Genomic DNA, 25,298 nt, shown 5'->3' with positions numbered 1-25,298 from the left:
CGGTTGCAAGGGTTTGTCAACCATTTTGGTAAGTGTTTGGGAGTAAGGTGTACTCTATTTCCCTGGAATCTGCTGTATTTTTACCAAAATACTCTCCTGACTTAAATGATATTGAGCATGATTTTAGTGCATTAAAGAGAGCTAAAATGTATGCGTCTCCTGGCACATCTCTTGATGAAATTATTCGTGCTTCTTGTGCAGTCTAGTGTCTCATACTTATTTGAAATGACTATATAGCTCTACCAGCCAAAGAAATTTTCTCCAACAGAAGGCGATCAATTAAATCTTTTGTTTGTGAACCCATTACTTTGTTTGTAGGATTCTCTACAAATTGGCGACCGCAACTAGGACAATTGTCTGAGGTTTTTTTATTATGAATTCTACCATTCTTAACTATGTGATTTGAACAGAATCAGGGCAATTTGGTCGTAAGGATAGCATATTATATGACTAAATTAATGTTGGTCAATATCAACGGTTCCAGCAAGAATTACTTATGATACCATAACTGTAACTCCATCTACATTCGAGCGAGTAAAAAAATATTAAAATCACAAAATTTGATAGTGTGAGTTATAAAATTAACCTAGGGATTCAATTACGGTAATTAAATTTCACTACATATTTATTACTACCCAATTTCCCAATGGATATCATGAATTGTGATCAATTCACTTCTTGTTATCTCGTGATTTTTTTCCTCTGCTGGAAGATACAATTGGCTCAGTTTGAAATGAAAATTGTCCTTGCTAAAATTATGACAACCGTTGATTTACCACTCGCAGATAATCGTCCCGTCAAACCTATACAGCGGGGATTAACTTCAGGAGTTTCTCCGGTAAGTATCGTTAAAAATGGTGAGCATTTTGTCAGTAATTCTAATGTTCAGTTAACTTCTAGTTAAGTTGAACTCGATTAAAATGCTCATTTAACAACTTTAGCACTTCTTGAGCGATTAATTTGTTGGCTTTTGGGGTAAAGTGTCCATCACCAATAAAGTTACTGAGATCAGTAGCAGGAACAATATTATGGGTACTGATATAGGGAATTGAAGCATTTTCTAAGGTTGGTTTGAGTGCTTGGAACAAATGATCTTCATATCCACGATCATTAAGAATAAGCACAATTGGCATTTTACCATCAGCTTTAGCTGTGGCTCCGAAATCGTTAACTATTGCCCTTAAAACAGGAATTTCTGATTCGGCATTAAACCCTGTTGTACTATGAATTTGATTTGTAAGTGTGAGCTGATGACGTTGTGCTAAAGCTCTGCGAATCAATCGGATAATTACCGAATTATCCAGCCATTTTTTCTGGAATATAAATCCATTAAAAAATTGATCGTGTTCTTTAAGTTGATTAACAAATGCGTTCCACTGTTGCTTATTTTGGAGGGCAGCCCGAAGTTGAGCTAAAGACATCACATTGGGCGAGATTGCCTTCAGCTTTCCATCTTCCAAAAAGTATCGTGGGTAGGTGTAAGGTGCTGGTCCTTCAAACTGCCAAGTCATGCCGTTAAGAGTTCTGAGTCCTTTAACGCTAGAAGCTAACAGTCCCAAAATTACTATATCGGCTTGATGCTTACCTCGATCTAAATTGTACGCAGCGAAGGAGTAATTAGGCGGAGCAGCAGGTCCGGCGATCGCTCTAATCATCAGCCTCGAATCCATTTCCTCCATGGCGGTGCCGACATTATTGGAAAATGACATACCGTAGATAGCAATTAGCAAATCTTTATCGGAAGTTCGGCTAACGGGTATATTTAACTTCTTCCATAGTTCTGGATCTAACCAGCCAGCAATTGCTATAGGTGAACTTAATTCATCCGTAGAACCGACCATCCGTGAAAGCTTGCCCTCAATAGATCGCCCATATTCAAAATATGTATTGAGTTGCCCTGGAGAACTTGCTAAAGGATCGGACGGATATGGAAACATAAAATTGATCGAAAAATCGAACATCAATAGGAAGAAAATGATCCACAGTCCGGTGACGAATTTTTTACGCATGGCATTGCTGATAGCTGGTTTAAAATTGAGAATAGATGAACTGTGCAGGGGCATTGCTTTCTCCCATCAATAAAATAATAATGAGTGCTGTATAAAAAGCTGCACGGGCTGGGGTTGGATAACGACGGTAAAAATCGGGATTATCAGTTTGGTAAGCCAAAAATTCATAGCTGATCAGTAGTGGAATGCCCAAGATAGCAGGTAATGGGGGTGTAGGCAGACTGAGCGCCAAGTTTCCGAAATCTCCAAACAGAATTTTTGTAAAGGAGATAATCTGAGTCAGGGAAGTGGCTTTAAACAACAGCCATCCATAGCAAGTCAGCATAAAAAAGAATAGAGTTGCGACTACTCCTTCTAGAAGTTTGAACTTATTTTTGCTCGGTAGTTGTTTGTTAGTAGTCTTAGGGGTAAAAGCTCGATACACAGACAAAAGCATCCCCTGATAAAATCCCCACAGGATAAAGTTCCATGCTGCCCCATGCCAAAGTCCGCCCAGTACCATTGTTGTCATCAGATTTTGATAAGTTTGGCGATCGCCTTGACGGTTTCCCCCAAGTGGTATATATAGGTAATCCCGTAGCCAAGTAGAGAGGCTAATGTGCCAGCGACGCCAAAACTCGCTGGGATCTTTAGAAAAATAAGGCAGATTGAAATTGAGTATTAGTTCTATACCCAACAATTTGGATACACCTCTACCGATGTCTGAATAACCACAAAAATCGCAATAGATTTGAATGGCGTAGAGGAAAGTTGCTAAAATGATATCAATCCAAGAAACATTTCCCTTAGTCCCATAAATTGCATTGACTGAACCAGCTAATCCATCGGCGATCGCTACTTTCTTCACCAATCCAAATAATATCAGAAACAAACCTTGAACAGATTGTTCAAAACTGATTTTTCGCGGATTTGACAATTGAGGAAGTAACTCTGAAGCTCTATCTATAGGGCCAGCAAACAATGGGGGAAAATAAGCCCAGAAGAGAGCAAAGTCTAAAAAGTGGTGTGATGCTTTCAGTTTGCCTCGATAAATGTCGCAAGCGTAGCTGATGGCTTTAAAAGTGTAAAACGAGATGCCTACAGGCAGAATGATGTTTAAATGCAATAAGTTGCTATGAATCCCCAGGGTATGAATTGCTCTCTCAGCACTGCTAATAAAGAAATTGAAGTATTTAAAGAAGCCTAAAAGTGCCAAGTTACTCCCTACACTGAGCCACAGGAACAAATGGCGGCGCTGTTTTTCCTCAAGAGCGGTGAATTGGGGATACAGCAGGTTAGCAATTGCTACAACTACCAGGGCCGCCATTAATATCAACCAGCCGGAAAAAGAAGCCGGTAATAGTTGTGTCCACTGTACTGACACCGCTATTGGTGCTATACTTACCTGAATGGCATTCCATTGAACTGTATCAAATAACAACGCCCCTACTACAACTGACAAAGAAACAATCCTGCGGTTAGAAAATTCTAATCGACCAGTATCAATCATTGCCCCGCAGTAGAAGTCAATTGCGGTGGAAAGAAGCACTAAAAACAGGAAATGAACATCCCACCAGCCGTAGAATACATAGCTACCAATCAGCAACACCAAGTTTTGACCACGGAAAGGAAGGATGCGGTACAAGATATAGGTAACTAGAAAAAAGACTAGGAATTCAATTGAGTTAAATGTCACTTATTCTCCACCTGAGTAGTTGCAAAAAGTAGCTACTTTTATCTATTATGTATGTTAGTCGAGATGAGCGATAAATTATCCTATAAACCGGGGCAATACGAGAAGGAAGAAATCACTCGCTAAACCTAAGAGGGTGTTTAAAAAGTCGGACAGGGTGTTTAAAAAAACTAACCGGGCTTGGGAAGAAGCGGCGATCGCCTATAACCTAGATAGTGGCTGATCGGGACGGGGCTAATCAGCGGGGAGGGCGATCGCTCCCGCATACAAACACAAAAAAAAACCGCAATAAATTCTAGTCCCGAATGTGAAATCTTTCTAGGGTATTAGGCTTGCGATTACAGGAATAGATGTCAAATGCGTTCTATTGTACCGATCGCCCGCAACCGATCTAAGCGTGCTGGTAATTTACCGGAGTTGTCCCACCGCTGAATTGTTTTGACCCAAACACCTACTTTTGCAGCAAACTCACTAATTTTGTACATGAACAATAAGTATTTTTATTCTTATTGTCTACAAATGTCTAGGCTTCTTGATACTCCCTAGCCTGAAAGGGGAGGGGATTCTTGAGGAATCCAGATTCGGATTTTCACTCGTGGCTATCTTGTCGCCGCTACTCACTGAGCTTGAATTTCTTCAAATATTGCGTATACTTTGGTTTTTTGCGCGATCGCGAGTCCATCACTAGGCAAAATATCTGGTAAGCTCTACCTCCTGCTATTATTTGCCCTTTAACTATTCCGAATCTTGCGTCGGATCAGTCAGTTGCCGGAATTACTGGGCAACGCCGGACGTTTCAACACGTAGATGGTTATTCTTACTTGATCTTTTGGATCATAACATCAGCTTTTGACTAACTATGTAAAGTATCTGTAAAGAAATATTCAAGGTGGTTGAAACGCTACCGACTTTTCCCCTAGTCGATCGCCCCGGGCGCAGGTCTCGTTCTTCAGTCAACCTCCCTATCTCCCCATCTCCCCATCTCCCCCTCTGAGATTTACCCGATTTTGTTTAACCCGATGCAACTGCAAAGCCAGGAAAGCGGTTACTCTCGTACCAACAGTCCAGGCTGGCATGAAATAAATATGAAGAAGTGTAGGCAAGTGCTCTCACAAATGTTAAGATTCTTAACATAACGTAGTATTGTGCACGCCCCAACCAAAACCTAACCTGAGATGGTGCTGACTGGGAGTAGTAGCTAGCTACCATAAAATTAAGCCTCTTTAAATGGAAGGAAAGCGCAAGTCCCCGCCCGCTTTCCTTCCCAGCTAAAGCTAGGGGTTTGCGACTACCGCAAACCTTTAGAGGCACAGATCCTCAGCGGGAAAAGCTCATGAAAACTCTTAAGTCCTCAGATACAGATTCTGTTCGCGCTTACTTGCGGGAAATCGGCCGCGTTCCCTTGTTGACCCATGAGCAAGAAATACTCTACGGGAAACAGGTACAGCGCTCAACCGCACTGCATCAGGAGAAAAATATTTTAGCCGAAGAGTTAGGCCGCGACCCGACGGCGGCTGAATGGGCACAGGCAGTTGGGCTGTCTGAGGCACAGTTGCAGCGGACGATCGAACACGGGGAAAGGGCAAAGCGCCAAATGGTGGAAGCGAATCTCCGCCTGGTAGTGTCTGTTGCCAAGAAATATATCAAGCGAAACGTAGATTTACTGGATCTAATTCAGGAAGGCACGATCGGGATGCAGCGGGGAGTAGAAAAATTTGACCCGACTAAGGGCTACAGATTTTCTACTTATGCTTATTGGTGGATTCGTCAGGCAATTACCCGAGCGATCGCCGAAAAAGGCCGCACCATCCGCTTACCGATCCACATTACCGAAAAGCTCAACAAAATTAAAAAGGCTCAGCGCCAACTTGCTCAACAGCTTGGTCGCGCGGCCACGGCTGCGGAATTGGCATCAGAGCTAGAATTGACTCCCAAACAGATTCGCGAATATCTCGATCGCGCGCGCCTGCCACTTTCCCTGGACTTGCGCGTGGGAGACAATCAAGATACAGAGTTGGGCGATTTGTTGGAAGATACGGGTACTACCCCAGAAGATTTTGCCCTGCAATCTTCCCTGCGGACTGACTTAGATCACCTGATGGCGGAACTGACTCAGCAACAGCGAGAAGTGCTCGCCTTGCGGTTTGGTTTAGAAGACGGGCAAACCTTAACTTTGGCCAAAATAGGCGATCGTCTCAACATCAGTCGGGAACGAGTGCGGCAAATAGAACGGGAAGCTTTGACCAAACTCCGCAAGCGCAAGCAAGATATCAACGATTATCTAGCCAGCTAGCTAGATTGGGGATTGGCGATCGGACATTTCGCCCACTCGCAATCCCCAATCTAAAATCGTAAAAACCGCCGCTTTTAATTCGGTTGTGCCCACTTGGTTGTTACGACTGTCCTGCTACATTAGTAATTACTTAGTAATAAAGATCAGCAGCCATCAGATAAGGGTTATTTAATTTAACCGCCCGCGTCTAACATAACAAGCTGTCTCTGAAACGGAGGTACTCGTGAGCAACTCATCTAATAAATCCCCAGAATTCTTTGAAGAAGACGGAGAAAATGCCAACTTATTATGGCAATACGTGCAGTCAATGGCTCCCGACACAGTTTCTCAGTTGTCTAAGCCGACTTCTCACGAAGTGTTTCAGGTAATGGAGCGAAATATTGTTGGACTTTTAGGGAATTTGCCTTCGGAACACTTCGGGGTGACAGTGACTACCAGTCGCGAACATTTGGGTAGATTGCTCGCCTCGGCTATGATTAGCGGTTATTTTCTGAAAAATGCCGAACAGCGAATGACTTTTGAAAAGTCCATACAAGCTAGTGAGAGACACGGCTCGGACGATTAGTAGGTTCTTAACATTTAAGTGGTACAAATGTCAATCCCCCCTCGCAAGATGGGGGCTTAATATTTTAGATTTTAGATTTTAGATTTTAGATTTTAGATTTTAGATTTTAGATTTTAGATTTTAGATTAAATAATTATTGATATTATTCTTAAATTCCCAATTCCCAATACCCAATTCCCAATTAATATGTCTTTTTCTCCTTTGGCCCACAAAGTTATCGGCGTTGCTGCAATCTGGAACGATCGCCAACAAATTTTGATTGACAAGCGCCGACAACATGGACTGCACGGGGGTTTCTGGGAGTTTCCGGGCGGAAAAATAGAGCCTGGGGAAACAATCGAAGCTTGCATAAAACGGGAAATTATGGAGGAGTTGGGGATTGTCGTAGAAGTTGGCGATCGCTTGATTACAATTGACCACGATTACACTAAATTTACAGTTAGACTATACGTGCACCACTGCCGCTACGTCAGTGGGGAACCGCAAACGATCGAATGCGATGAAATTCGCTGGGTGACACTCGACGAAATTGACCAATTTACTTTTCCCAAGGCAAACGCACAGATTATTGCTGCACTGCGGCAAAGTTGAACTGTAATGTCAAATTCGGTTGCAACTGTCAACTATCAACTGTCAACTGTCAACTGTCAACTATTTTTGGACGGGCAGAGTAAAGTGAAAACAACTGCCTCTATCGGGTACAGAGTCTACCCAAATTTGACCGTAGTGGGCGCGGATGATGCCTTGACACAGAGACAATCCAATGCCGTAACCGTCTGTTGATTTATCTCGCTGCAACCGAAAGCTGTCTTCAAAAATGCTCGCGCAATCTTCTTCAGGAATTCCCGGGCCGCTGTTGCAAATGCTGACTTGAACTTTGTAAGCGGTGCGGTGGAGAATTGAAAGATTAACAGTTCCTCGGTCTGGGGTGTACTTGCTGGCGTTGTCAAGCAGGTTGACTATGACTTGTTTGATGCGATCGGGATCGGCATAAACCAAGGGCAAATCTGCGGGAATGTCTGTTTCTAAGTTCAGACTTTTCGCCTGAAATTTGTCTTGAAACTGGAGGATTACATCTTGACAAATCGCCCCCAGTTCGATTCTTTTTGGTTCAATGTGGAGTTGAGCGTTTGTACCCCGGGCTGCTTGCAGGATATCTGTAATCATACGATCGACAATTCGTATTTGGCGGCGGGCTTGTTTCATCAAATGAGCCGCCAGACTCGGTGTCAAACGCGACTTTTCCCCCTCTTTCACCTTCTGACTTGACTCCAAAGTCTCCAAAGCCAAAGATGCTGCCGTCAAGGGATTACGCAAGTCGTGAGCTAGCATCGCAATAATCCGGTCTTTCAACTGCAACTGCTCTTGCAGGTGTTCTTTTTCCTGTTTGAGGCGAAAAACTTCATCGGAAAGCTGCACAAGTTCGGCGGCGCAAGCAACGGAATAGATTGGTTTTGGGTTAGTCAGGGTTTCCGCAAGTGCTGGGGCTGACTGCTGCTGAGCTGCGTATTCTTCTACAGAACGCTTCCAGCGGGGCCACCAGTGTTCTAGTTGGGCGATTAAATTGCTGCCGGCGAGAGTTTGTCGCGGCTCAGGATGAATTTTGAGCAGCGAGGGAGTGGCTACAAGTTTAAAGTGTTCGGCTAAATCGGGCTGTTCTCCTACGTCGATGATTTGAAGCTCAAAGTCGCACTCTGCCTTCAAATCCTTTAGGGACTTGCGGATGTGTCTGGTCTGTTCCCGGGAAGAGGAACGCTTGTCTACAAACAGCAAAAGCTGTAAAAGCGGTGCGGAATTGACCTGCTGTTCGGGAGAACAGTCAGTGCCGCTGGTGCCGAGTGTGGGATGGACGCTGTTGAGCTTTTCGATCGGGTGAAAATAATTGAGCATTGCCGAGCCGAGTTATTTCACTTCTACTTTAATTTAATACTTACTTTAGATTTATGCTATTGTCCGATAATTTCATTACGGCGGGCCGATGATATTTTTGAGATGGAAGAAAAATGAGTCGCTGCGGGTGGTGGTTCAAGTGGCGGCCGCCTTTTTTGTGCTGTGCCTGTTGCTGACGCTGCACCGCTACTACAGCTTTTATGCTACTTACGACCAAGGCATTTTCAATCAACTTTTTTGGAATGGCACTCGGGGTCACTTGTTTGAGAGTTCCCTCTCTTCGGCTTTGTCCACTAATGTGGTTCACCAAAATCAGCTTCCGTCCGTATCTTACTATCGGTTGGGGCAGCATTTCACCCCGGCGCTGATGCTGTGGCTGCCAATTTATTCGCTGTTTCCCTCGCCCGTCACTTTGACTGTGTTGCAGGTGACTTTAATTACGGCGGCTGGAGGAGTGCTCTATGCTCTCGCCAGACACTATCTGGAACCGAGGCTGTCGGCGACAATTGTTGTGAGCTATTACTGCGCTAACGCGGTTATCGGCCCGACTTTGGGCAATTTTCACGATATTTGTCAAATGCCGCTGTATGTCTTCGGCTTGCTGCTGGCGATGGAGAAGCGCTGGTGGTGGCTGTTTGGGATTCTGGCAACTTTAATTTTGGCCGTGCGAGAAGATGGGGGAGTTGTTTTATTTGGCGTTGGAGTTTACCTGATTTTGAGCCGGCGCTACCCTTGGACTGGTTTAGCTGTCTGCATACTCAGTTTTGGTTATATGATCGTCCTGACTAATCTGATTATGCCTTTGTTTTCTGCTGACATATCGCAGCGGTTTATGATGGAGCGCTTCGGTCAATATGCCGATGGAGATGAAGCTTCGACTCTTGAAATTATTTGGGGAATGGTGAGCAATCCCGGACGGTTGGTGGCTCAGTTATTTACGCCGTTTTTTGCTAAGATTAGATACCTGGTTGGCCAGTGGTTGCCATTAGCTTTGGTTCCTGCTTTCGCGCCTGCGTCTTGGATGATAGCTGGATTTCCGCTGCTGAAGCTATTTTTAGCGAAAGGAGAGTCGGTGCTGGCGATTAATATTCGCTATGCGATGACTGTGGTTCCAGGGCTTTTTTATGGGGCTATTCTGTGGTGGGCCGATCGCCAAAAGGAAGAAGATCAAATTAGAAGCGGACAAAAAACAATCTTGCGCTTTCCTTCTGCAATGTTTCCTTTCCCTTCTTCTTCAAAGTTTCGCCGCTTTTGGGCGTTTTGCATCTGTTTGTCGCTATTTTTTACCTTCACTTCTAACCCAAATCGGACTTTTTCTTTGATTTTGCCCGATGCGATCGATCCTTGGGTGCAGGTTCCTCTCGTCAGACAATGGCAGCACGTTTTGCAAGTGCGGCCGCTGTTGGCTCAAATTCCTGCTGATGCTAGCGTGGCAGCGACGAATACTATTGTGCCGATTTTGTCAAGCAGGCGGGAAATTCTCAGGTTTCCGATGTTTGAACTCCGCAATGATGCGGGGAAGGCAGTGAAGATGCAATATGTAATTGCCGATCTCTGGCAGTTACAGCAATATCAGGCTGCGTTTCGCGGGGAACGGGGACAGTTGCAGGAGATTGTACCGGCGATCGATCGAATGTCCAAATCTGGAGAGTACGGAATTGTTGGCTTTGAAGACGGTGCGATTTTGATGCGTCAGGGTGCTGTTTCTAATTCTGCATCTGCTGCTGCTTGGACCCGTTTTCGCGGCGAATTAGAGCCGATTTTGAAGAAACCGTAAGCGGGTAGGCGCGATCGCCATTGCTTCCCTCAGTGGCTCAAATCTTGAGGAAACCTGTTTTTTTCAGGTAATGGCGATCAAGCAATTTCCTGCAAAAACGAGGTTTAGGCATGATTTTCCGTCTTTGTTGCTGTCAACAGTCAGGCATTGGGCCTAAACTTGCGAACCACTCAAATTAGAGGCTGGTTATTATACAATAAATCTGTTAATCCTAAACATTAAGATATATAAATTATTTGGAGGGAGAAAGATGAAAATTTTGGTATTGGCATGGGAGTTTCCTCCCAGAATCGTAGGCGGTATCGCCCGCCACGTATCGGAACTGTATCCTGAATTGGTAAAGCTGCGCCACGAAATACACTTAATTACAGTAGAGTTCGGCCACGCGCCGATGTACGAAGTGGTGGAAGGAATACGGGTGCATCGGGTGGTAGTGGGGCACGCCAGGGACTTTTTTCACTGGGTGGCGAACCTCAACCAAAGCATGGGCCACCAAGGCGGCAAACTGATGCTTGAGGAAGGCCCATTTGATATCATCCACGCTCATGATTGGTTGGTGGGAGATGCGGCGATCGCCCTCAAGCATACCTTTAAAATACCGCTAATTGCCACCATCCACGCCACCGAATACGGGCGCTTCAACGGCATCCACAATGAAGGGCAGCGCTATATTAACGCCAAGGAAAACGACCTCGCTTACAACGCTTGGCGAGTAATTGTTTGCAGTGATTATATGCGGCGGGAAGCCGAACGGGTACTATCGACTCCGTGGAACAAAATAGATGTAATTTACAACGGAATTAGACCAGATAAAAAGCCCCGGTGGCACGAATTTGACGCGATGGATTTCCGCCGCAGGTTTGCTGCTGATGATGAGAAAATAGTCTATTATGTAGGAAGAATTAGCTATGAAAAAGGCATTGGTGTATTTCTAAATGCTGCACCTAAAGTAATTTGGGAAATGGGGGGTAAAGCGAAAATTGTAATTGTTGGCGGCGGCAATACAGACCATCTAAAACATTTAGCTTGGCATTTAGGAATTTGGAATAAGTGTTATTTTACTGGGTTCATGTTTGAGGAACATCTTGACAAATTCCAGACGGTGGCGGACTGCGCGGTTTTTCCCAGTCTTTACGAACCTTTTGGGATTGTAGCGTTAGAAAGCTTTGCTGCAAGAGTGCCTGTGGTCGTTTCGGATGCGGGCGGACTTCCAGAAGTGGTGCTGCACACTAAAACTGGCGTTGTTACTGAGGCAAACAATCGAGATTCTTTGGCCTGGGGAATTTTGGAGGTTTTGAAAAATCCAGGTTACGCGCAGTGGTTGCTTGACAATGCTTATCAGGATTTGGAACGCCGATTTAGTTGGCCGAAGTTGGCGATAGAAACCGAGTGGGTTTATGAACGGGTACTGAAGGAAAGGGCTGAGGTTGATTGGTAAGAATGTTGACGGTTGACGGTTGACAGTTGACGGTTGACAGTTGACAGTGAGTCGAATATCAACTTTTTTGGTCCAAAGCTTAAGAATTTGTAACACAATGATAGAGACACTCGAACTTACTTTGAGTGCACTCGGAAGATTTAAAGGGAATTGGCATCTTGAATATTTTTAGGGACATCGATCCCCAACCCAGACGCAGCTTGCTGACTTTATTCACCGCAGGTCTGCTATTCTGGTCGAGTTTGGCTTCGCTGCTGCCAACTTTGCCGTTGTACGTTCAATCTGTGGGCGGCACAAAACAGCAAATTGGCTTTGTGATGGGTGCATTTGCGATCGGACTTTTGCTATCGAGGCCGCAGTTGGGTAAAATAGCCGACAGCAGGGGGCGAAAACAAGTTTTGCTTCTAGGCGCGTCAGTCGCTGCGATCGCCCCTTTGGGCTACCTGTTAGCTCAATCTATCCCCTTACTGTTACTTATCCGGGCTTTTCACGGCATTAGCATAGCCGCTTTTACCACAGCTTATAGCGCTTTGGTAACAGATTTTTCGCCACCAGGAAAGCGGGGCGAATTAATCGGTTACATGAGCTTGGTGAGCCCTATTGGTCTAGCAGTTGGGCCGGCTATGGGCGGATTTGTGCAAGCTTGGGTAGGTTACACTCCTTTGTTTGCGATGTCGGCGGCTTTCGCTGTAAGTGCTGTATTTTTCACCTCCAAAATTGCGGAACCTAATTTTGCAGATTTAACAAAATCGGACTCGCTATCGGAGGACAAAAATAGCCAAAAATACTGGAAAATGCTGTGGAATCCTAGAGTGAGGATTCCGGCTTTAGTGTTATTGGTTGTTGGTTTAGTATTTGGAACTTTGAGCACTTTTATGCCTTTGTTTATCCAAGAAACCAAGGCTAATTTGAATCCTGGATTATTTTATTCTACGGCGGCTATCGCCAGTTTCGGTATGCGGTTAGTTACGGGACGGGCTTCGGACAAATACGGCCGTGGCTTGTTTATTTCTGGCGGCTTAATCTGTTATGCCGTATCTATGTTATTGTTGTATTTTGCTAACAACAGCAATGCTTTTTTAATAGCAGCTTTGTTTGAAGGTTGCGCCGGCGGTACTGTTTTGCCGATGATGGTAACGCTGATGTCGGACAGGTGCGAACCTCATGAAAGGGGTCGCTTGTTTTCCCTTTGTATTGGCGGATTTGATTTGGGGATTGCGATTGCTGGGCCGACTTTAGGCTTTGTTGCTGAACAAGTTGGCTATAGAAATATGTTTGGTTTTGCGGCTGGCCTCGCTGGCTTGGCTTTGCTGATTTTTATTACTCAGTCTAGCAAGGGCTTATCTAATTCGATGAAATTTGCGATCGGTCGAGGCAAAGATATTTATGCTTTGAATCGATGAGTTAGCAGAAAAACAGGCTTTCGGGCCTGTTGCACACACAGTGAGGTTGGTTGTAAAATACAAATTAAAAAAGTTATGAGTCTTGAATCGCGAGTTGAATTAATTTCTTAATTCAAAACTCCTAACTCAAAATTCATAACTTTTAGTAGTGGGCTTGGAGGGATTCGAACCCCCGACCTCATGGTTCGTAGCCATGCACTCTATCCAACTAAGCTACAAGCCCCTGTTGAGTTCAGATTTAATCTAAAATTGATTAAGTTCTTTTCTCACAGAATCTAACAGTAACACCATTACAAAAATAATGCAAGACCTTTCACAAACTTTTTCTAAATTGCCCGATGTGGCACAGCTAACTCACCTCGACAACAGCGGTGAAGCCCAAATGGTGGACGTTTCAGCGAAGGTGCCGACTGTGCGGCAAGCTGTAGCGGCTGGCAGGGTGCGGATGTTACCGGAGACGTTTGCGGCGATTGAAGCGGGGAATGCGCCGAAAGGTGATGTGTTGGGCACTGCAAGGCTGGCTGGAATTATGGCAGCGAAACAGACTGCACATTTGATTCCTCTGTGTCACCCTCTGCCGCTGAGTAGCGTGGAGGTGCAGGTGATAGCGGATGCTGGGTTGCCGGGGTATCAAATTCGGGCGACGGTGAAAATTAAGGCGGAAACAGGGGTGGAAATGGAGGCGCTGACGGCGGTTTCGGTGGCGGCGCTGACTTTGTATGATATGGCGAAAGGATTGGAAAAGTCGATCGCCATTGAGTCAATTCGGTTGGTGAGTAAAAGTGGTGGCAAGTCTGGAGACTATGAAAATGTAGAGGCATAAGTTTCATGCCGAAAGAGGGATGCAGCATTCAAAAAGCTGCACTTATGATTAAAATAGGCACAGAACTACTAATATCAAGTGAAAAACTATGCCTCCTCGTTGGCCCCGCAAACCCGATCGCAATGATCCAGAGTACCGCCGCTTAGATGACCGGATGAATTTTGCTATCCACGTCGGTCTTTTTTCTGCTACGAATTCAGGTTTGTGGTTTGTTCACAATTTGCAAAAGGCTGATTGGCCTTGGGCAATTTCGGTAACGGGTGGATGGGCTCTAGTAGTTTTGGCCCACGCGATTTACCATTTTGCGATCGCCGATTATTCGCCCCTCACCAAAGATTCTGGCTGAAGGCAGTTGGCGGCGATTTGTTAAGTCTTTTGATTCATAACAAATAACTTTCGGCTTTTTTGATATGGCTAATACTACACAGGCGATCGAATCCTTAGCAGCCGAAATCGGCGAAAATGTCTACATTGACATTGCCAAGTGGCATTTGTATCTGAGAGATGCCCACCTGCATACCGTTGTTGCCCAACAACTTTATTCCATGCTGGAAGATGGCAATTTAGATGCTGACAAAGTTGGACAAGTTTTGCAAGGAATTCCAGTCAAGTTGGGCGGCGGCAAGCGGGAAGTGCCACTGGCAGATTTGATTCCGATGCAGTGTCAAGTTCAATTGATGGATGTTCTTGAGGAATTTCAGAAGAAAATGTAAAGTAAAGGGCGGGTTTTGTACGCAGATTGTGGGCGTTGTGCCTGGTATTTCGCCTTTAACCCGCCCCGACAATTTTATTTACGAAAACGCCCTCGAATGCGATCGACAAACATATCAACTTCCGGCAACTTCATCTGGCTGACAAACACGGCAAAAACTCCTAACCCTACAAAACTTGCCACACTCAACTGCACTAATTGAATTACCAAACCTTCAGTACCCAAAACTCTTTGACAGGCTTGCAGAGTAGCCAAGGTAACGAAAGCAGTTAGACAACTGCCTGAAGTTAACCCCAGAAAAGGTAAACTCCACTCCCCCCAAGGCAGGCCACCCAGCTTTTTATCTAATAAGTACAAAAGCATAACCATCGAAAGACAATTCACTCCCACCGTCGCCAAGACTAATCCGGGCGCGCCAAAAGCTCCTACTAACAAATAATCCAGCAGTCCGTTCAAAAAGATATTGATAATACTGACACGAAAAGGAGTTTCTCCGTCTCCCAAAGCGTAAAATACCCGTACCACAACGTCGCGTCCCAAATACACAAACATTCCAATACTGTAAGCCATCAATATCGGCGTGACAAACTGCGATGCTGACCGATCAAAAGCATAGCGTTCGTAAACCACGCGGACAATCGGCCCAGCCAGCGTTACCATTAAAGCGCTCAGCGGCAGCATCGTAATCCCGGTCAAAACTAAAGATTGACGAATTTTATCTTTTAATTCCGGCCAGTCTTTGGGTTCGGTGAGGCGAGAAAATATCGGCAAAAATGGCACTAAAATTACATTAGAAATGATGCCTAAAGGCGTCATAACTAACAAGCCACTGTAACCCAATGCAGAGGCAGCTTGAGGGATGTAGGATGCGAAAAATAGGTCAGTATAAACATTAATTTGCAGCATTCCTGATGATAAGGTAGCAGGAACCATCACCTTAATTACTTCTTGCACTCCCGGCCGTTTAAAATTAAACCGCAAACGCAATGTTCCCAAGCCGGCGCGCCACTGCGCTACCAGTTGCACCAACCACTGCAAAACAGCACCCGCTAAAGTTCCCCAAGCTAAAACTAAGCCGCCAATTAGTGCGGATTCTGGCTGAATAATTTTGTCTCCGAGTTGCAGTGCGAGAATCCCCAAACCGCCGACAAGTGCAACGCTGGAAAATAAAGGACTAATTGATGGCAACCAGTACATATCGGCCGCGTTGAGAGTGCCGAAACCAATGCCGATTAAGCCTGAAAGTAATGCCATCGGTGCCATAATCCGGAATTGCTGGACGGCAATTGCTTTTATTTGTAAACCTTCTGCTGTTCTATTTAATCCCGGTGCTACCAAATCGATCAGGGGATCGGCAAAAATAATTAAAGCTACTGTTACCAACAGCAACAAGCCGCCGACTAAGGTGGTGATAGTCTCGACTAAGGGTGCTGCTTCTTTTTTATCCCGGCGGGCTAAAACGCTGACTATGGCGCTGTGAAATGGCCCGTTAATCCCTCCGAGCAAAATAAATAAGAAACCGGGGATGACGTAGGCGTAGTTGTAGGCATCGACGGCGATACCGACTCCAAAGGCTGCGGCGATCGCAATTTGGCGCACCAATCCAAAGACTTTGCTAATGAGAGTGGCAACTGCGACAATGCCGGCAATGCCTGCTAGGGAACGAGAGGGCTTCTGTAATTCTGCCACAAATGGTTACAAACGCTAATGCTAAAAGGATTCACTTATTTTAATAGCGAATCGGGAGAATCATATCATGAATTCAGAAAACTTCTATTCCGAATTGCGTTTAGTGAACAATTTTATCGATATTACTGACTTGGGGAATTTTGTTGATGTACCCGATGACTGGTACATTATTGTCACAGATATTCGCGGTTCTACCAAAGCGATTGAAGCTGGACGCTACAAAGAAGTTAACTTATTGGGAGCTAGTTCGATCGTTGCTGTTTTGAATGTAGCAGGCAAAACGGAGATTCCCTTTGTCTTTGGTGGCGACGGCGCTACTCTTTTAATGGGGCCATCGCTTCTACCCGCTGCTAAGATTGCTTTGCTCGCCACTCAACAAATGGCTAAAACTCAATTTGACATGGATTTGCGAGTTGGAGCTGTGTCGGTTAAGGTTGTGGTTGCAGCTAATTATCCGGTTAAAATAGCTAAGTTTAAAGTTTCCGAAAATTACAGTCAAGCTGTTTTTATTGGTGGCGGATTAACCCGTGCTACTGAACTTATTAAAGACCCTGCGGCGGGTAATATTTACAGTATTAAAAATAATGGCAGTTCTGAAACTGCCGATTTTTCGGGGTTGGAATGCCGATGGCAGGATATTCCCAGCAAGTATGGGGAAATAGTAACGCTGCTGGTAATGGTTAATTCAGATTGGACTCAGCAAAACCATCAACCTTATAGAAAAATTTTAGAAAAAATCGAATCAATTTACGGCAAAGAAGATTGTTTGAATCCTATTAATGGTAAAAATCTTAATTTGACATTGAATAGCAAAAAACTGATTAAAGAAATCCAAGTGAAAGCCTACAATGCTAGTTGGTTTGACCGCCAGATAGATTTATCAAAAATACAGTTAGAGACGGCACTTGGCTCGCTTCTAATGAATTTAAAAGTTAAGACAGAAGAGTTAGATTGGGGGGTTTATAAAGATATTGCGATCGCCGCTACGGATTACCGCAAATTTGATGATATGTTGAGAATGGTAATTTCGGGGAATGGGTGGCAGCGAAAAAAATTGACGGCGTACTTGGAAAATAATTACCGAGAAGGCAAGCTGGTGTACGGTTTGCACGTTGCTGACAGAGCGTTGATGACTTGTTTGGTGTTTGAACGCAACGGTCGCCAAGTACATTTTGTAGATGGCGCTGATGGAGGTTATACTTTAGCTGCAAAGGATATGAAACAAAGAATGAAGGAATAAGTAAGCCTAGCTAAACTACAAACCGTCCTTTCATGCTATGATGCCTCAATCTAAAATCTAAAATCTAAAATCTAAAATCTAATGACTGACTTAATTTACAAATATCCCCCTCTTTTACCCGGCCTTTTAATCAAGCGGTACAAGCGATTTTTTGCCGAAATAGAACTAGATTCGGGAGAAATAATCACCGCGCACTGTCCGAATACTGGCCCGATGACTGGTGTTTACATTCCCGGCAATCCAGTGCTGGTATCTCCCAGCGACAATCCTAAACGCAAGTTAGCTTATACTTGGGAATTAATTAAAGTTTGCGACACTGTGCCAACTTGGGTGGGAGTTAATACTGGGCTGCCAAATCGAGTAGTTAAATTAGCTTTGGAATTGAACTTGTTTCCAGAGTTGGGCAATTACAGTTTAATTCAACCGGAGGTTGTTTATGGCGCTGATAAAAAAAGTAGAGTGGATTTTTGGCTGACTGGTGAGGAAAAACCGATTTTTCTGGAAGTGAAAAATACAACTTGGGTAAAAGAGGAGTTGGCTTTATTTCCCGATACAGTGACGGAGAGAGGACAGAAACATTTGAGAGAATTGATAGAAGTGGTGCGGCAGGGATCGAGGGCTGTAATGCTGTATTTTATTAATCGCGGGGATTGTACTGATTTTGCTCCGGGGGATAGTGCCGATCGCCTTTATGGAGAATTGTTCAGACAGGCAATTAGTGAAGGTGTCGAAGTTTTGCCTTGCCGCTTTGACGTGACACCAGAAGGCATTCGCTATTTGGGGTTAGCAAAACTGGATATTTGAGAGTTGGTGCGGTTCATGGGGCAAACTCAGTCAAACTGCTCAAGCCGACTAAATGCTAGTCACCCCCCAATAAGCTGCAGCTTAGCCCCGGATGCGTAAGCCATGAAACTGTCGGAACTGTTGCTATTCGGAGACTTGAACACTGACTTCAAATTCCTCAATGGTTGATTCATCACCAACCCACTCACGCAAGTTTTTTAGTTGTAATTTTACATTACCGGGATTGTTTGCTTGAAAGGTGAACACGCGCTGCCTGCCACCACCTATCCCAAGATTACTAGGCACATTAATGTCGTCACTTTTTAATTGTAAAACTTCTGTATCTAACGCGGGCAGGAACCAGCGGTAGCCTGTTGTTGAATTTTCGTCTAAACGAAGTATGAGTGTCTGTCCGCGCTTGAGGGTTAAAACTGTACCACTATCGGCTTGAGATAAAGTTACTTCAGACATAGATTGTGAGGTATGGGGTGATGAAGGTGGCTGTATAGATTGCTGTTTTGGCTGTGCGGTCGGCACTGGAGGCGATGTTATGCAAGTATGTGAAGCAATGTTAGGAAACAGGGGCGTAAAGGATACTAGATAGGTCGAAAGGATTAAGGCTAAAAACATATTTATGTACACAAGAAACAGCGATCGCCAAGCTTAGTCGCACTAGAATCGGAATTGGCTGGGTGGCGGTTGACGGTTGCATGGTGAACCTTGAAGTTGAACCATCAACCGTCAACATACTAGATGCAAAATCTTTGATTCCAGCGCGGCATAAACTGGGAGAGTCGGCGACAATCAAGCTTTACCAAACGTAAAGGGTGGATACTTTGTTGTCGGCTTCTTCATAGTATTGGACGGGTTTAGCTAACACTTTAGCATGGGCTGCTATGACGTTGAAGGCAACGATCGCAGAGTCAGAATTATCGGCAAATTTCCGCCAACCAATCTGATCCACATACATATAAGCGTTACGAGTTGAGCTGTTTGTCCACAGTCCCAGTACCTTTTTATCAGTTTGCCAAGCTGTGTTGCCTTGACTAACAGCATTTTGAGCGGGGGGATCGAAGGTGGGACGCTCTTCTTGACTTGCGGTTTGCTTCGCAGCTTGAACGGGAGGTTCTTGGGTGGGGTAGGCTTCCATTTTTATCTCCTTAGTATTGGGGTTGAAGGGTTGTGCGATCGCCTGACAAGGCAGACAAACCTCATCAGGTGAACCGGCTGGATTGCTGGAATAAGTCATGGTCGTTCCTTAATCTCTAGAAGCGTATCGTTAATTGTTGGACTTGGGATTTTTAACGATCGTCTCAAGTCCGCTGTTTTTTACCAGGCGTAAATTTCTTTGATGATCCCGTTCTCTTGATAGAGGCTGACTGCACGATCGCCGGCTTTAGACGCAGCAAGCTGAATCAACATATCCAGGTTTGTTTGATCGCTAGCATCAGAGAGTTTTCTCCAGCCGATGCCTTCGCTGACATAGACATAAGCATTGCGATCGGCATTGTTTGTCCAGAGTCCGAGAATTTTCACATTTGACAACCAGCCGGTTTCAACGATGCCATCCACCGCGAACATACTGGAGTCAATTCCGCACTGCCCGTAAGCGATGCAGAAAAAGCCATTCTCACCAAAGTTCTGTCCCCAGCTATTTTTGGCAATCCAATAGCCTTCGGTGTCGTTGTAACCGACGATCGAGACACAGTGACCACCCTCAACCTTGCCGCTAACCTGGCGATAAATGCCGCTTTTGTAAGCAAAGAAATCTGTGTAGACAGTAAAGCAAGCTGCCAAGGCGCCGCGAGTGGCAAGCCATTCCTTCATATCTGCGATCGATTTAATCTCATGCCAGCCGCTAATTTTAACGGCGCTACTTTGCCAGTTACTCGCGAGGTTGCTGCAATTTTGATCGGCTGCGGTGTAAGGGTAAGAAGCTTCGATGGCGAGTCCTGTTTTCGCAGAATCCATTGAGGGTGGCACCCACCAACCGTTCCCGCAATTACGTCCTAAAGCGCGGGCATAGCAGTAGAACAAGTGAGCTTCGGATAAATCGATCGCCAGCGCCGGATTGTTGCGAAGGCGGCGAATGGTGGTTTCGATCGTTGCCACAGTGCCAAACGCAACACAAGAACCGCAAGAACCTTGGTCTTTGACTGGTGTAACAAATCCACCTGTCCGCATATCGAAGCTGGCGGGATAGCCTGCTGTCTCGCCTTTAATCTGTGCCGATTTAAAGACTTCCTGATTGATCTTGGCGATCTGCTCTTGTTCTTCAAAGGACGGTTCGTTAGGCCCAGGCGTATAACCGAGCCGCAGTTGCTTTTCGGCATCTGAAAGCTGAGTCATGCTCGTTTCGCCAGCTTGCCAGGAGGCACCCGCTAGCTCGATTGCTGCTTGCAATTTAATGGAATCCATGTCATCTCCTTAAAACGTAAAGTAGGTTTGAATCAAACTAAAATCGCTCGTGATTATCCGTATTTTTTGCTCTTTTTTCGAGCTGCGATCGAACACTGGATAACAGCGTTTGATCTAATAGTCTTCCAAATAAACTCGGGCAACAATACGACGATCCGCGTATAGGATTATGAAGATATTGCAACAAATTTTCCGTTGAACAACCCCAATTTTTCCAGAACAACCATCACAGCAGCCGTCCGGGTTTGTACGCTTAGTTTCCCGTAAAGATGCTCTAGATGTTTTCGCACTGTTCCTTCACTACAACCGAGCACTTTAGCGATTCCTGCATTGCTTTTATCTTTGGCAATCCAGAATAAAACCTCCGCCTCGCGTTTGGTGAGTCCTAGCGATTCCAGGGCCGAAATAGAGAATGATTGCAGTTCTTCTTCCTCCAACAGCAAGAGATATTGCTGGTTGATCGGATCTGGAATCAGACGGACGATCAACAGTCTTCCTGCTTGTTGAATGTGCAAGGGCAAACAGCGAGATGGAATATCGCCGTTGAACGTGAGTCGCGAAATTTGATCCTTGAACCAATGTTGTAAGGATTCTGGCAATGAGTAGGGAATGCAGTGTAAAAAATACTGGCTCAAAAGTTCTTCGGCCCGTTGAGTCATGAATTGCACTTCGCCTGCAATTTCCACAACTATCGCCCCTACCCGATCCAATATTTGATTGATTTGTGTCTGTGAATTCATGGGAATTATCTCCAGCGGCATACAAGGTGACAATGGCGAAAGTAGATACCATTGCGATGCGGGTATCTCGCTCATTTCACTCTGGTTGAGGTCTACAACTGTAGAAATGCACTCTGAGATTTTTGACAGTCCCTGATTTAAGTTGCTTTTCTTAAATAATCACTAACAATAACACTGACTAGCTGTTAGTTACCAGTCACATAATCGAGTGACTTGCATAATTTTTTTTTTGTGCTAATGGCAGTCAAGCGATTGGAGATTTGAGATTTGAGATTGAAGAAAATGTTTAGTTGATAAATTACCTGTCAACATCAGGCGATGTTTCGTACAATACACTTGTAGCATCTCACAAAAAAGAGCGATCGAACTATGGGAATGACTCTGACCGAAAAAATATTAGCCAAAGCATCAGGCCGCACTAAAGTCGAGCCCGGAGAAAATATCTGGGTAGAAACAGATGTGTTGATGACCCACGATGTCTGCGGACCCGGCACCATCGGCGTTTTCAAACGCGAATTCGGTGAGAATGCTAAAGTCTGGAATCCAGACAAAATCGTCCTAATTCCCGACCACTACATTTTCACCAACGACGAACGCGCTAACCGCAACGTCGATATTCTCCGCGATTTTGCCAAAGAACAAGGGATAAAATACTTTTACGACATCACGGATCGATCGGACTTCAAAGCAAATCCTGACTACAAAGGAGTTTGCCACATCGCGCTAGCACAAGAAGGCCACACCAGACCAGGCGAAGTGCTCTTCGGCACAGATTCCCACACCTGCAATGCCGGCGCTTTCGGACAATTTGCCACCGGTATCGGCAATACAGACGCGGCTTTTATCATGGGAACCGGCAAACTGTTAATCAAAGTTCCGGCAACCATGCGCTTTGTGTTCAACGGTGAATTGCCGGATTATTTGTTAGCAAAAGACCTGATTTTGCAAATTATTGGTGACATTAGCGTTGCTGGTGCTAACTACCGGACAATGGAATTTGCCGGCGATACAGTTGAGCGTTTGACGATGGAAGAACGGATGACGCTGTGCAATATGGTAATCGAAGCTGGCGGTAAAAATGGCACGGTTGCGCCCGACAAAACTACGTTTGATTACGTTACTTCTCGGACTGACAAACCCTTCGATTCATTTTACAGCGATGGGGATGCTAAATTTTATAGCGATCGCACCTACGATGTCAGCAAATTAGAACCAGTCGTCGCCAAACCGCACTCTCCCGACAACCGCGACTTAGCCCGCAACTGCCGCGATGTCAAGATCGATCGAGTTTACATCGGTTCCTGCACCGGCGGCAAAACCTCCGACTTTCTGAATGCCGCCCGCATTCTCAAAGGAAATCAAGTCAAAGTTCCGACTTATTTAGTACCAGCAACTCAGAAAGTTTACGAAGATTTGTTTGTCACAAAATACGAAGGTCAAACGCTTTCGGAAATCTTTTTAGCGGCCGGCTGCATCGAACCCGCAGCGCCTTCTTGCGCCGCTTGTTTGGGCGGGCCAAAAGATACTTTTGGGCGGATGAACGAACCGGAAATTTGCGTGTCTACAACTAACCGCAACTTCCCCGGCCGCATGGGGAACAAAGAAGCGCAAGTTTATCTAGCTTCGCCTTACACGGCGGCGGCTTCTGCGCTGACTGGGTACGTCACCGATCCGCGCGAATTCCTGCGTTAGATAGTAGTTGATGAAAGGTGTGCGCTGCATACCTTTCGATTAAATAAAGCCTTCTCCTCTGGAGTCAGGTGTTTATTTAGCAAATGTTAGCCTTTCTGCAACTGCCAGGAGGCGATCGTATTCTTCTGGGGTTTCGAGCGCCTTTGGAGATATTTCTGCCAGCAAATTGCTATAAATGAGTCGGTCAAAAGTAAGGATTATTTTTCCATTTGTCTTGGTCGCAAGCTGTTGCGGCATTTAAATTCTATGTCAAAAAAAATCAAACCATGAGTGCGGTGTCCCGCCCGTCCTGAATATACAATTCAAATGCCCTACAGCTTAGCGATTTTGTTCGAGTTAATATCAGCAAACCCAGTGTTGGGAAAGAGATAGTTAATGTAAAAACTCGACAAGAATTGCCAAAAATTATTCTTAACTCAAAGTAAATCTAAAGTACGCACTGAATACCTTACATTTACTTTGAGTTAATCGACTTTAGGTTCCTCGAAAAATGATGAATAGAGATATCCGGCTGCTACAGCGCCCAAAATTGGTGCTAGCCAGAACAGCCACAACTGTGCGATCGCCCAAACCTTACCACCAAAAATAGCTAGTATCAATGCTGGGGCAGTGCTGCGTGCGGGATTAACTGACAAATTGGTGACAGGAATACCAATTAAGTGAATTAGTGTCAATGCAAAACCGATCGGCACCGGCGCAAAACCTTTGGGAGCTCTCGCATCAGTAGCACCCAAAATCACAATCAAAAACATGAATGTGAGGACAAACTCAGCCAGGAAAGCAGACACCATTGAATAATTGCCCGGAGAGTTTTCGGCGTAACCGTTAGCTGCAAAGCCGCCGATATCAAATCCAGGCTTACCGCTGGCAATTAAATACAGGACAAAGGCTCCTAGTATACCGCCAATCACTTGGGAAATAATGTATGGGAGAAGTTCTCGCGATGAGAAGCGTTTGGCGACAAATAGACCAAAGGAGACGGCGGGATTGAGGTGGCATCCAGAAATGTGACCAATCGCGTAAGCCATTGTCATTACTGTCAAACCAAAGGCCAGAGAAACACCTACCAATCCGATCCCTACAGGAAATACAGCCTCTGCCGAGATTTTTGCCGCATCAATGGTAAACACTGCCGCTAGCACCGCACTGCCGCAGCCTCCGAAAACTAGCCAGAAAGTACCTAGGCACTCAGCTACATAACGTTTCATAGGTGACATTTTGTTAAATTTGTTGTTAGATGGCCCCTATCTTACCACAACGATCACCAGAAAAAATTAACTGCAACAGATAGTTTGTTAGGGCGTGTCATCAAATAGAGTGGTTGACTTTTTGAGCGTTGTGTGAAGATAGTACGGAACTACAATCATTTACTTTCAGGAGGAGCTTTTTGATGAGCCGACGCTATGCTTTGCGCGACGACCAATGGGAACGGATTAAAGAGTTATTACCAGGACGAGAAGGTATGGTCGGAGTAACCGCCAAAGATAACCGTTTGTTTGTCGAAGCGGTTCTCTACCGCTACCGCACAGGCATTCCTTGGCGAGATTTACCAGAGCGCTTTGGCGACTTTCGAGTGGTTCATACTCGCTTCAGCCGTTGGTCTCAAACAGGCGTGTGGCAACAAGTGTTTGAGGCACTGGCAGCGAATGCCGATAACGAATATGCCCTGATTGATGCCACGATTGTTCGGGCTCACCAGCATAGTGCTGGAGCCGAGCAGAGTACACCCAAACAAGAAGCGATTGGTCGCTCTAAAGGGGGTTTGAGCACTAAAATTCACGCCGTCACCGATGCCTTGGGCAATCCCACTCATTTTTTTTAACTCCAGGTCAAGCCTCCGACCTGGAAGGAGCCGATCAGCTATTGCCTCAAGTTCAAGCAGAGGCGGTTCTTGCCGACAAAGCGTATGATGCTGATGAACGGGTAGTAATTCCTTTGCAACAACGAGGAATCGAGGTAGTCATTCCACCCAAGAAAAACCGCAAAGACCCCCGTGATTATGATGCTGTGTTGTACCAAGCGCGTCATCTGATAGAGAATTTCTTTGCCAAACTAAAGCAATTTCGAGCCATTGCTACTCGCTACGACAAGCGTGGGCTAAACTTTTTGGGAGGGATTTATCTAGCTGCCTCAAGTATCTTGTTGGCTTAGGCT

25 protein-coding genes, 1 tRNA gene and 2 pseudogenes are annotated in these 25,298 nt (G+C 45.2%); 15 read left to right on the top strand and 13 right to left on the bottom strand.

The window, feature by feature from the left end; all coding sequences use genetic code 11:
* Positions 1 to 74: 74 nt before the first annotated feature.
* A pseudogene (locus QT994_RS19520) lies at positions 75 to 206 on the top strand (transposase); the annotation flags it as partial.
* Positions 207 to 235: 29 nt separating this feature from the next.
* Here the strand turns inward: QT994_RS19520 and QT994_RS19515 are convergent.
* Positions 236 to 397, bottom strand: a pseudogene (locus QT994_RS19515) (IS1 family transposase); the annotation flags it as partial.
* Between the two features lie 321 nt (positions 398 to 718).
* Between QT994_RS19515 and QT994_RS19510 the strand changes: the two are divergent.
* Entirely contained in the window at positions 719 to 904 is a 186-nt protein-coding gene (locus QT994_RS19510) for a hypothetical protein (protein ID WP_333177267.1), read from the top strand.
* Here the strand turns inward: QT994_RS19510 and QT994_RS19505 are convergent.
* The 3 genes from QT994_RS19505 to QT994_RS19495 form a co-directional block, all read right to left on the bottom strand.
* A complete protein-coding gene (locus tag QT994_RS19505) occupies positions 897 to 2,063 on the bottom strand; it encodes a hypothetical protein (protein ID WP_333050624.1) in 1,167 nt (388 codons plus the stop codon). The genes QT994_RS19510 and QT994_RS19505 overlap by 8 nt on opposite strands.
* Positions 2,029 to 3,684 carry an MBOAT family O-acyltransferase gene (locus tag QT994_RS19500; protein ID WP_333177266.1) on the bottom strand — a complete coding sequence of 552 codons (1,656 nt, stop codon included), beginning with the start codon at positions 3,682 to 3,684 and terminating at the stop codon, positions 2,029 to 2,031. The genes QT994_RS19505 and QT994_RS19500 overlap by 35 nt, the downstream gene beginning before the upstream one ends.
* Before the next feature lie 350 nt (positions 3,685 to 4,034).
* A complete protein-coding gene (locus tag QT994_RS19495; protein ID WP_333177265.1) occupies positions 4,035 to 4,166 on the bottom strand; it encodes a MerR family transcriptional regulator in 132 nt (43 codons plus the stop codon).
* A gap of 848 nt (positions 4,167 to 5,014) precedes the next feature.
* Here QT994_RS19495 and QT994_RS19490 point away from each other — a divergent pair.
* The 3 genes from QT994_RS19490 to mutT all read left to right on the top strand — a co-directional run bounded on the left by QT994_RS19490 (position 5,015) and on the right by mutT (position 7,130).
* Complete coding sequence (locus tag QT994_RS19490) at positions 5,015 to 5,974, top strand: RNA polymerase sigma factor, RpoD/SigA family (RefSeq protein ID WP_190661889.1); 960 nt, start codon at positions 5,015 to 5,017, stop codon at positions 5,972 to 5,974.
* A gap of 223 nt (positions 5,975 to 6,197) precedes the next feature.
* Positions 6,198 to 6,539: a DUF760 domain-containing protein gene (locus tag QT994_RS19485; RefSeq protein ID WP_172187001.1), complete on the top strand. Its 342-nt coding sequence runs from the start codon at positions 6,198 to 6,200 to the stop codon at positions 6,537 to 6,539.
* 186 nt (positions 6,540 to 6,725) lie between these two features.
* Positions 6,726 to 7,130, top strand: a complete 405-nt coding sequence (gene mutT / locus QT994_RS19480; protein WP_333177262.1) for an 8-oxo-dGTP diphosphatase MutT — start codon at positions 6,726 to 6,728, stop codon at positions 7,128 to 7,130.
* Between the two features lie 60 nt (positions 7,131 to 7,190).
* Here mutT and QT994_RS19475 read toward each other — a convergent pair whose 3' ends face one another.
* Complete coding sequence (locus QT994_RS19475; protein WP_333177260.1) at positions 7,191 to 8,429, bottom strand: histidine kinase; 1,239 nt, start codon at positions 8,427 to 8,429, stop codon at positions 7,191 to 7,193.
* Positions 8,430 to 8,517: 88 nt separating this feature from the next.
* Between QT994_RS19475 and QT994_RS19470 the strand changes: the two genes are divergently transcribed.
* The 3 genes from QT994_RS19470 to QT994_RS19460 all read left to right on the top strand — a co-directional run bounded on the left by QT994_RS19470 (position 8,518) and on the right by QT994_RS19460 (position 13,047).
* On the top strand, positions 8,518 to 10,206 hold the full coding sequence (locus QT994_RS19470; protein ID WP_333177258.1) for a DUF2079 domain-containing protein: 1,689 nt from the start codon (positions 8,518 to 8,520) through the stop codon (positions 10,204 to 10,206).
* 250 nt (positions 10,207 to 10,456) lie between these two features.
* Complete coding sequence (locus tag QT994_RS19465; protein ID WP_333048710.1) at positions 10,457 to 11,644, top strand: glycosyltransferase family 4 protein; 1,188 nt, start codon at positions 10,457 to 10,459, stop codon at positions 11,642 to 11,644.
* Positions 11,645 to 11,802: 158 nt separating this feature from the next.
* Positions 11,803 to 13,047 carry an MFS transporter gene (locus QT994_RS19460; RefSeq protein ID WP_333177257.1) on the top strand — a complete coding sequence of 415 codons (1,245 nt, stop codon included), beginning with the start codon at positions 11,803 to 11,805 and terminating at the stop codon, positions 13,045 to 13,047.
* Between the two features lie 149 nt (positions 13,048 to 13,196).
* On the opposite strand, the gene QT994_RS19455 is transcribed toward QT994_RS19460, so the two are convergent.
* Positions 13,197 to 13,270: transfer RNA gene (locus QT994_RS19455), tRNA-Arg, on the bottom strand.
* A 78-nt stretch (positions 13,271 to 13,348) separates the two neighbouring features.
* Between QT994_RS19455 and moaC the strand changes: the two genes are divergently transcribed.
* The 3 genes from moaC (at position 13,349) to QT994_RS19440 (ending at position 14,583) form a co-directional block, all read left to right on the top strand.
* A complete protein-coding gene (gene moaC, locus QT994_RS19450) occupies positions 13,349 to 13,870 on the top strand; it encodes a cyclic pyranopterin monophosphate synthase MoaC (protein ID WP_333048708.1) in 522 nt (173 codons plus the stop codon).
* An 88-nt stretch (positions 13,871 to 13,958) separates the two neighbouring features.
* Positions 13,959 to 14,216, top strand: a complete 258-nt coding sequence (locus tag QT994_RS19445; protein WP_006633890.1) for a 2TM domain-containing protein — start codon at positions 13,959 to 13,961, stop codon at positions 14,214 to 14,216.
* Positions 14,217 to 14,280: 64 nt separating this feature from the next.
* On the top strand, positions 14,281 to 14,583 hold the full coding sequence (locus QT994_RS19440; protein WP_333177254.1) for a DUF3181 family protein: 303 nt from the start codon (positions 14,281 to 14,283) through the stop codon (positions 14,581 to 14,583).
* Between the two features lie 74 nt (positions 14,584 to 14,657).
* Here the strand turns inward: QT994_RS19440 and murJ are convergent, their stop codons facing one another.
* On the bottom strand, positions 14,658 to 16,271 hold the full coding sequence (murJ, locus tag QT994_RS19435) for a murein biosynthesis integral membrane protein MurJ (protein ID WP_333177251.1): 1,614 nt from the start codon (positions 16,269 to 16,271) through the stop codon (positions 14,658 to 14,660).
* Positions 16,272 to 16,338: 67 nt separating this feature from the next.
* Between murJ and QT994_RS19430 the strand changes: the two genes are divergently transcribed.
* Both QT994_RS19430 and sfsA read left to right on the top strand, forming a co-directional pair.
* Complete coding sequence (locus QT994_RS19430; RefSeq protein WP_333177249.1) at positions 16,339 to 17,511, top strand: DUF3095 domain-containing protein; 1,173 nt, start codon at positions 16,339 to 16,341, stop codon at positions 17,509 to 17,511.
* 81 nt (positions 17,512 to 17,592) lie between these two features.
* On the top strand, positions 17,593 to 18,315 hold the full coding sequence (gene sfsA, locus QT994_RS19425) for a DNA/RNA nuclease SfsA (RefSeq protein WP_333177244.1): 723 nt from the start codon (positions 17,593 to 17,595) through the stop codon (positions 18,313 to 18,315).
* A gap of 123 nt (positions 18,316 to 18,438) precedes the next feature.
* Here the strand turns inward: sfsA and QT994_RS19420 are convergent, their stop codons facing one another.
* The 4 genes from QT994_RS19420 to QT994_RS19405 all read right to left on the bottom strand — a co-directional run bounded on the left by QT994_RS19420 (position 18,439) and on the right by QT994_RS19405 (position 21,452).
* On the bottom strand, positions 18,439 to 18,765 hold the full coding sequence (locus tag QT994_RS19420) for a protease inhibitor I42 family protein (RefSeq protein ID WP_333177242.1): 327 nt from the start codon (positions 18,763 to 18,765) through the stop codon (positions 18,439 to 18,441).
* 340 nt (positions 18,766 to 19,105) lie between these two features.
* Positions 19,106 to 19,543, bottom strand: a complete 438-nt coding sequence (locus QT994_RS19415; RefSeq protein ID WP_333066353.1) for a hypothetical protein — start codon at positions 19,541 to 19,543, stop codon at positions 19,106 to 19,108.
* Between the two features lie 80 nt (positions 19,544 to 19,623).
* On the bottom strand, positions 19,624 to 20,712 hold the full coding sequence (locus tag QT994_RS19410) for a C1 family peptidase (RefSeq protein WP_333177239.1): 1,089 nt from the start codon (positions 20,710 to 20,712) through the stop codon (positions 19,624 to 19,626).
* Positions 20,713 to 20,879: 167 nt separating this feature from the next.
* Positions 20,880 to 21,452, bottom strand: coding sequence for a helix-turn-helix transcriptional regulator (locus QT994_RS19405; protein ID WP_333177236.1), 573 nt, complete (start codon positions 21,450 to 21,452; stop codon positions 20,880 to 20,882).
* Between the two features lie 369 nt (positions 21,453 to 21,821).
* On the opposite strand from QT994_RS19405, the gene QT994_RS19400 reads away from it, so the two are divergent.
* Positions 21,822 to 23,144 (top strand): 3-isopropylmalate dehydratase large subunit, encoded by a 1,323-nt coding sequence (locus QT994_RS19400; RefSeq protein ID WP_333177233.1) that lies wholly within the window; start codon positions 21,822 to 21,824, stop codon positions 23,142 to 23,144.
* Positions 23,145 to 23,216: 72 nt separating this feature from the next.
* Here QT994_RS19400 and QT994_RS19395 read toward each other — a convergent pair whose 3' ends face one another.
* Both QT994_RS19395 and aqpZ read right to left on the bottom strand, forming a co-directional pair.
* Positions 23,217 to 23,381 carry a hypothetical protein gene (locus QT994_RS19395; protein ID WP_333177230.1) on the bottom strand — a complete coding sequence of 55 codons (165 nt, stop codon included), beginning with the start codon at positions 23,379 to 23,381 and terminating at the stop codon, positions 23,217 to 23,219.
* Positions 23,382 to 23,608: 227 nt separating this feature from the next.
* Positions 23,609 to 24,361 carry an aquaporin Z gene (aqpZ, locus tag QT994_RS19390; protein WP_333177229.1) on the bottom strand — a complete coding sequence of 251 codons (753 nt, stop codon included), beginning with the start codon at positions 24,359 to 24,361 and terminating at the stop codon, positions 23,609 to 23,611.
* 173 nt (positions 24,362 to 24,534) lie between these two features.
* Here aqpZ and QT994_RS19385 point away from each other — a divergent pair.
* Positions 24,535 to 25,295 (top strand): IS5 family transposase gene (locus QT994_RS19385; protein WP_333177226.1). Its coding sequence is split into 2 segments (ribosomal slippage): positions 24,535 to 24,952 and positions 24,952 to 25,295, totalling 762 coding nucleotides; the frame shifts between segments, so codons are not numbered across the junction.
* The last annotated feature ends 3 nt before the right edge of the window (positions 25,296 to 25,298 follow it).

The organism is Microcoleus sp. S13_B4 (assembly GCF_036700885.1).
Lineage (GTDB): Bacteria > Cyanobacteriota > Cyanobacteriia > Cyanobacteriales > Microcoleaceae > Microcoleus.
Note: the sequence above shows the minus strand (reverse complement) of the source record. Positions and strands in the feature narration are given on the sequence as shown.

Excerpts from the sequence above, each read along its gene's own strand:
- QT994_RS19445 (WP_006633890.1), top strand. The coding sequence starts at position 13,959 with ATGCCTCCTCGTTGGCCCCGCAAACCCGATCGCAATGATCCAGAGTAC.
- QT994_RS19420 (WP_333177242.1), bottom strand. The coding sequence starts at position 18,765 with ATGTCTGAAGTAACTTTATCTCAAGCCGATAGTGGTACAGTTTTAACC.
- QT994_RS19495 (WP_333177265.1), bottom strand. The coding sequence starts at position 4,166 with ATGTACAAAATTAGTGAGTTTGCTGCAAAAGTAGGTGTTTGGGTCAAA.
- QT994_RS19405 (WP_333177236.1), bottom strand. The coding sequence starts at position 21,452 with ATGAATTCACAGACACAAATCAATCAAATATTGGATCGGGTAGGGGCG.
- QT994_RS19430 (WP_333177249.1), top strand. The coding sequence starts at position 16,339 with ATGAATTCAGAAAACTTCTATTCCGAATTGCGTTTAGTGAACAATTTT.
- QT994_RS19505 (WP_333050624.1), bottom strand. The coding sequence starts at position 2,063 with ATGCCCCTGCACAGTTCATCTATTCTCAATTTTAAACCAGCTATCAGC.
- QT994_RS19400 (WP_333177233.1), top strand. The coding sequence starts at position 21,822 with ATGGGAATGACTCTGACCGAAAAAATATTAGCCAAAGCATCAGGCCGC.
- QT994_RS19410 (WP_333177239.1), bottom strand. The coding sequence starts at position 20,712 with ATGGATTCCATTAAATTGCAAGCAGCAATCGAGCTAGCGGGTGCCTCC.
- QT994_RS19470 (WP_333177258.1), top strand. The coding sequence starts at position 8,518 with ATGATATTTTTGAGATGGAAGAAAAATGAGTCGCTGCGGGTGGTGGTT.
- aqpZ (WP_333177229.1), bottom strand. The coding sequence starts at position 24,361 with ATGTCACCTATGAAACGTTATGTAGCTGAGTGCCTAGGTACTTTCTGG.
- QT994_RS19415 (WP_333066353.1), bottom strand. The coding sequence starts at position 19,543 with ATGACTTATTCCAGCAATCCAGCCGGTTCACCTGATGAGGTTTGTCTG.
- QT994_RS19465 (WP_333048710.1), top strand. The coding sequence starts at position 10,457 with ATGAAAATTTTGGTATTGGCATGGGAGTTTCCTCCCAGAATCGTAGGC.
- mutT (WP_333177262.1), top strand. The coding sequence starts at position 6,726 with ATGTCTTTTTCTCCTTTGGCCCACAAAGTTATCGGCGTTGCTGCAATC.
- QT994_RS19490 (WP_190661889.1), top strand. The coding sequence starts at position 5,015 with ATGAAAACTCTTAAGTCCTCAGATACAGATTCTGTTCGCGCTTACTTG.
- moaC (WP_333048708.1), top strand. The coding sequence starts at position 13,349 with ATGCAAGACCTTTCACAAACTTTTTCTAAATTGCCCGATGTGGCACAG.
- QT994_RS19395 (WP_333177230.1), bottom strand. The coding sequence starts at position 23,381 with ATGCCGCAACAGCTTGCGACCAAGACAAATGGAAAAATAATCCTTACT.
- sfsA (WP_333177244.1), top strand. The coding sequence starts at position 17,593 with ATGACTGACTTAATTTACAAATATCCCCCTCTTTTACCCGGCCTTTTA.
- QT994_RS19440 (WP_333177254.1), top strand. The coding sequence starts at position 14,281 with ATGGCTAATACTACACAGGCGATCGAATCCTTAGCAGCCGAAATCGGC.
- QT994_RS19475 (WP_333177260.1), bottom strand. The coding sequence starts at position 8,429 with ATGCTCAATTATTTTCACCCGATCGAAAAGCTCAACAGCGTCCATCCC.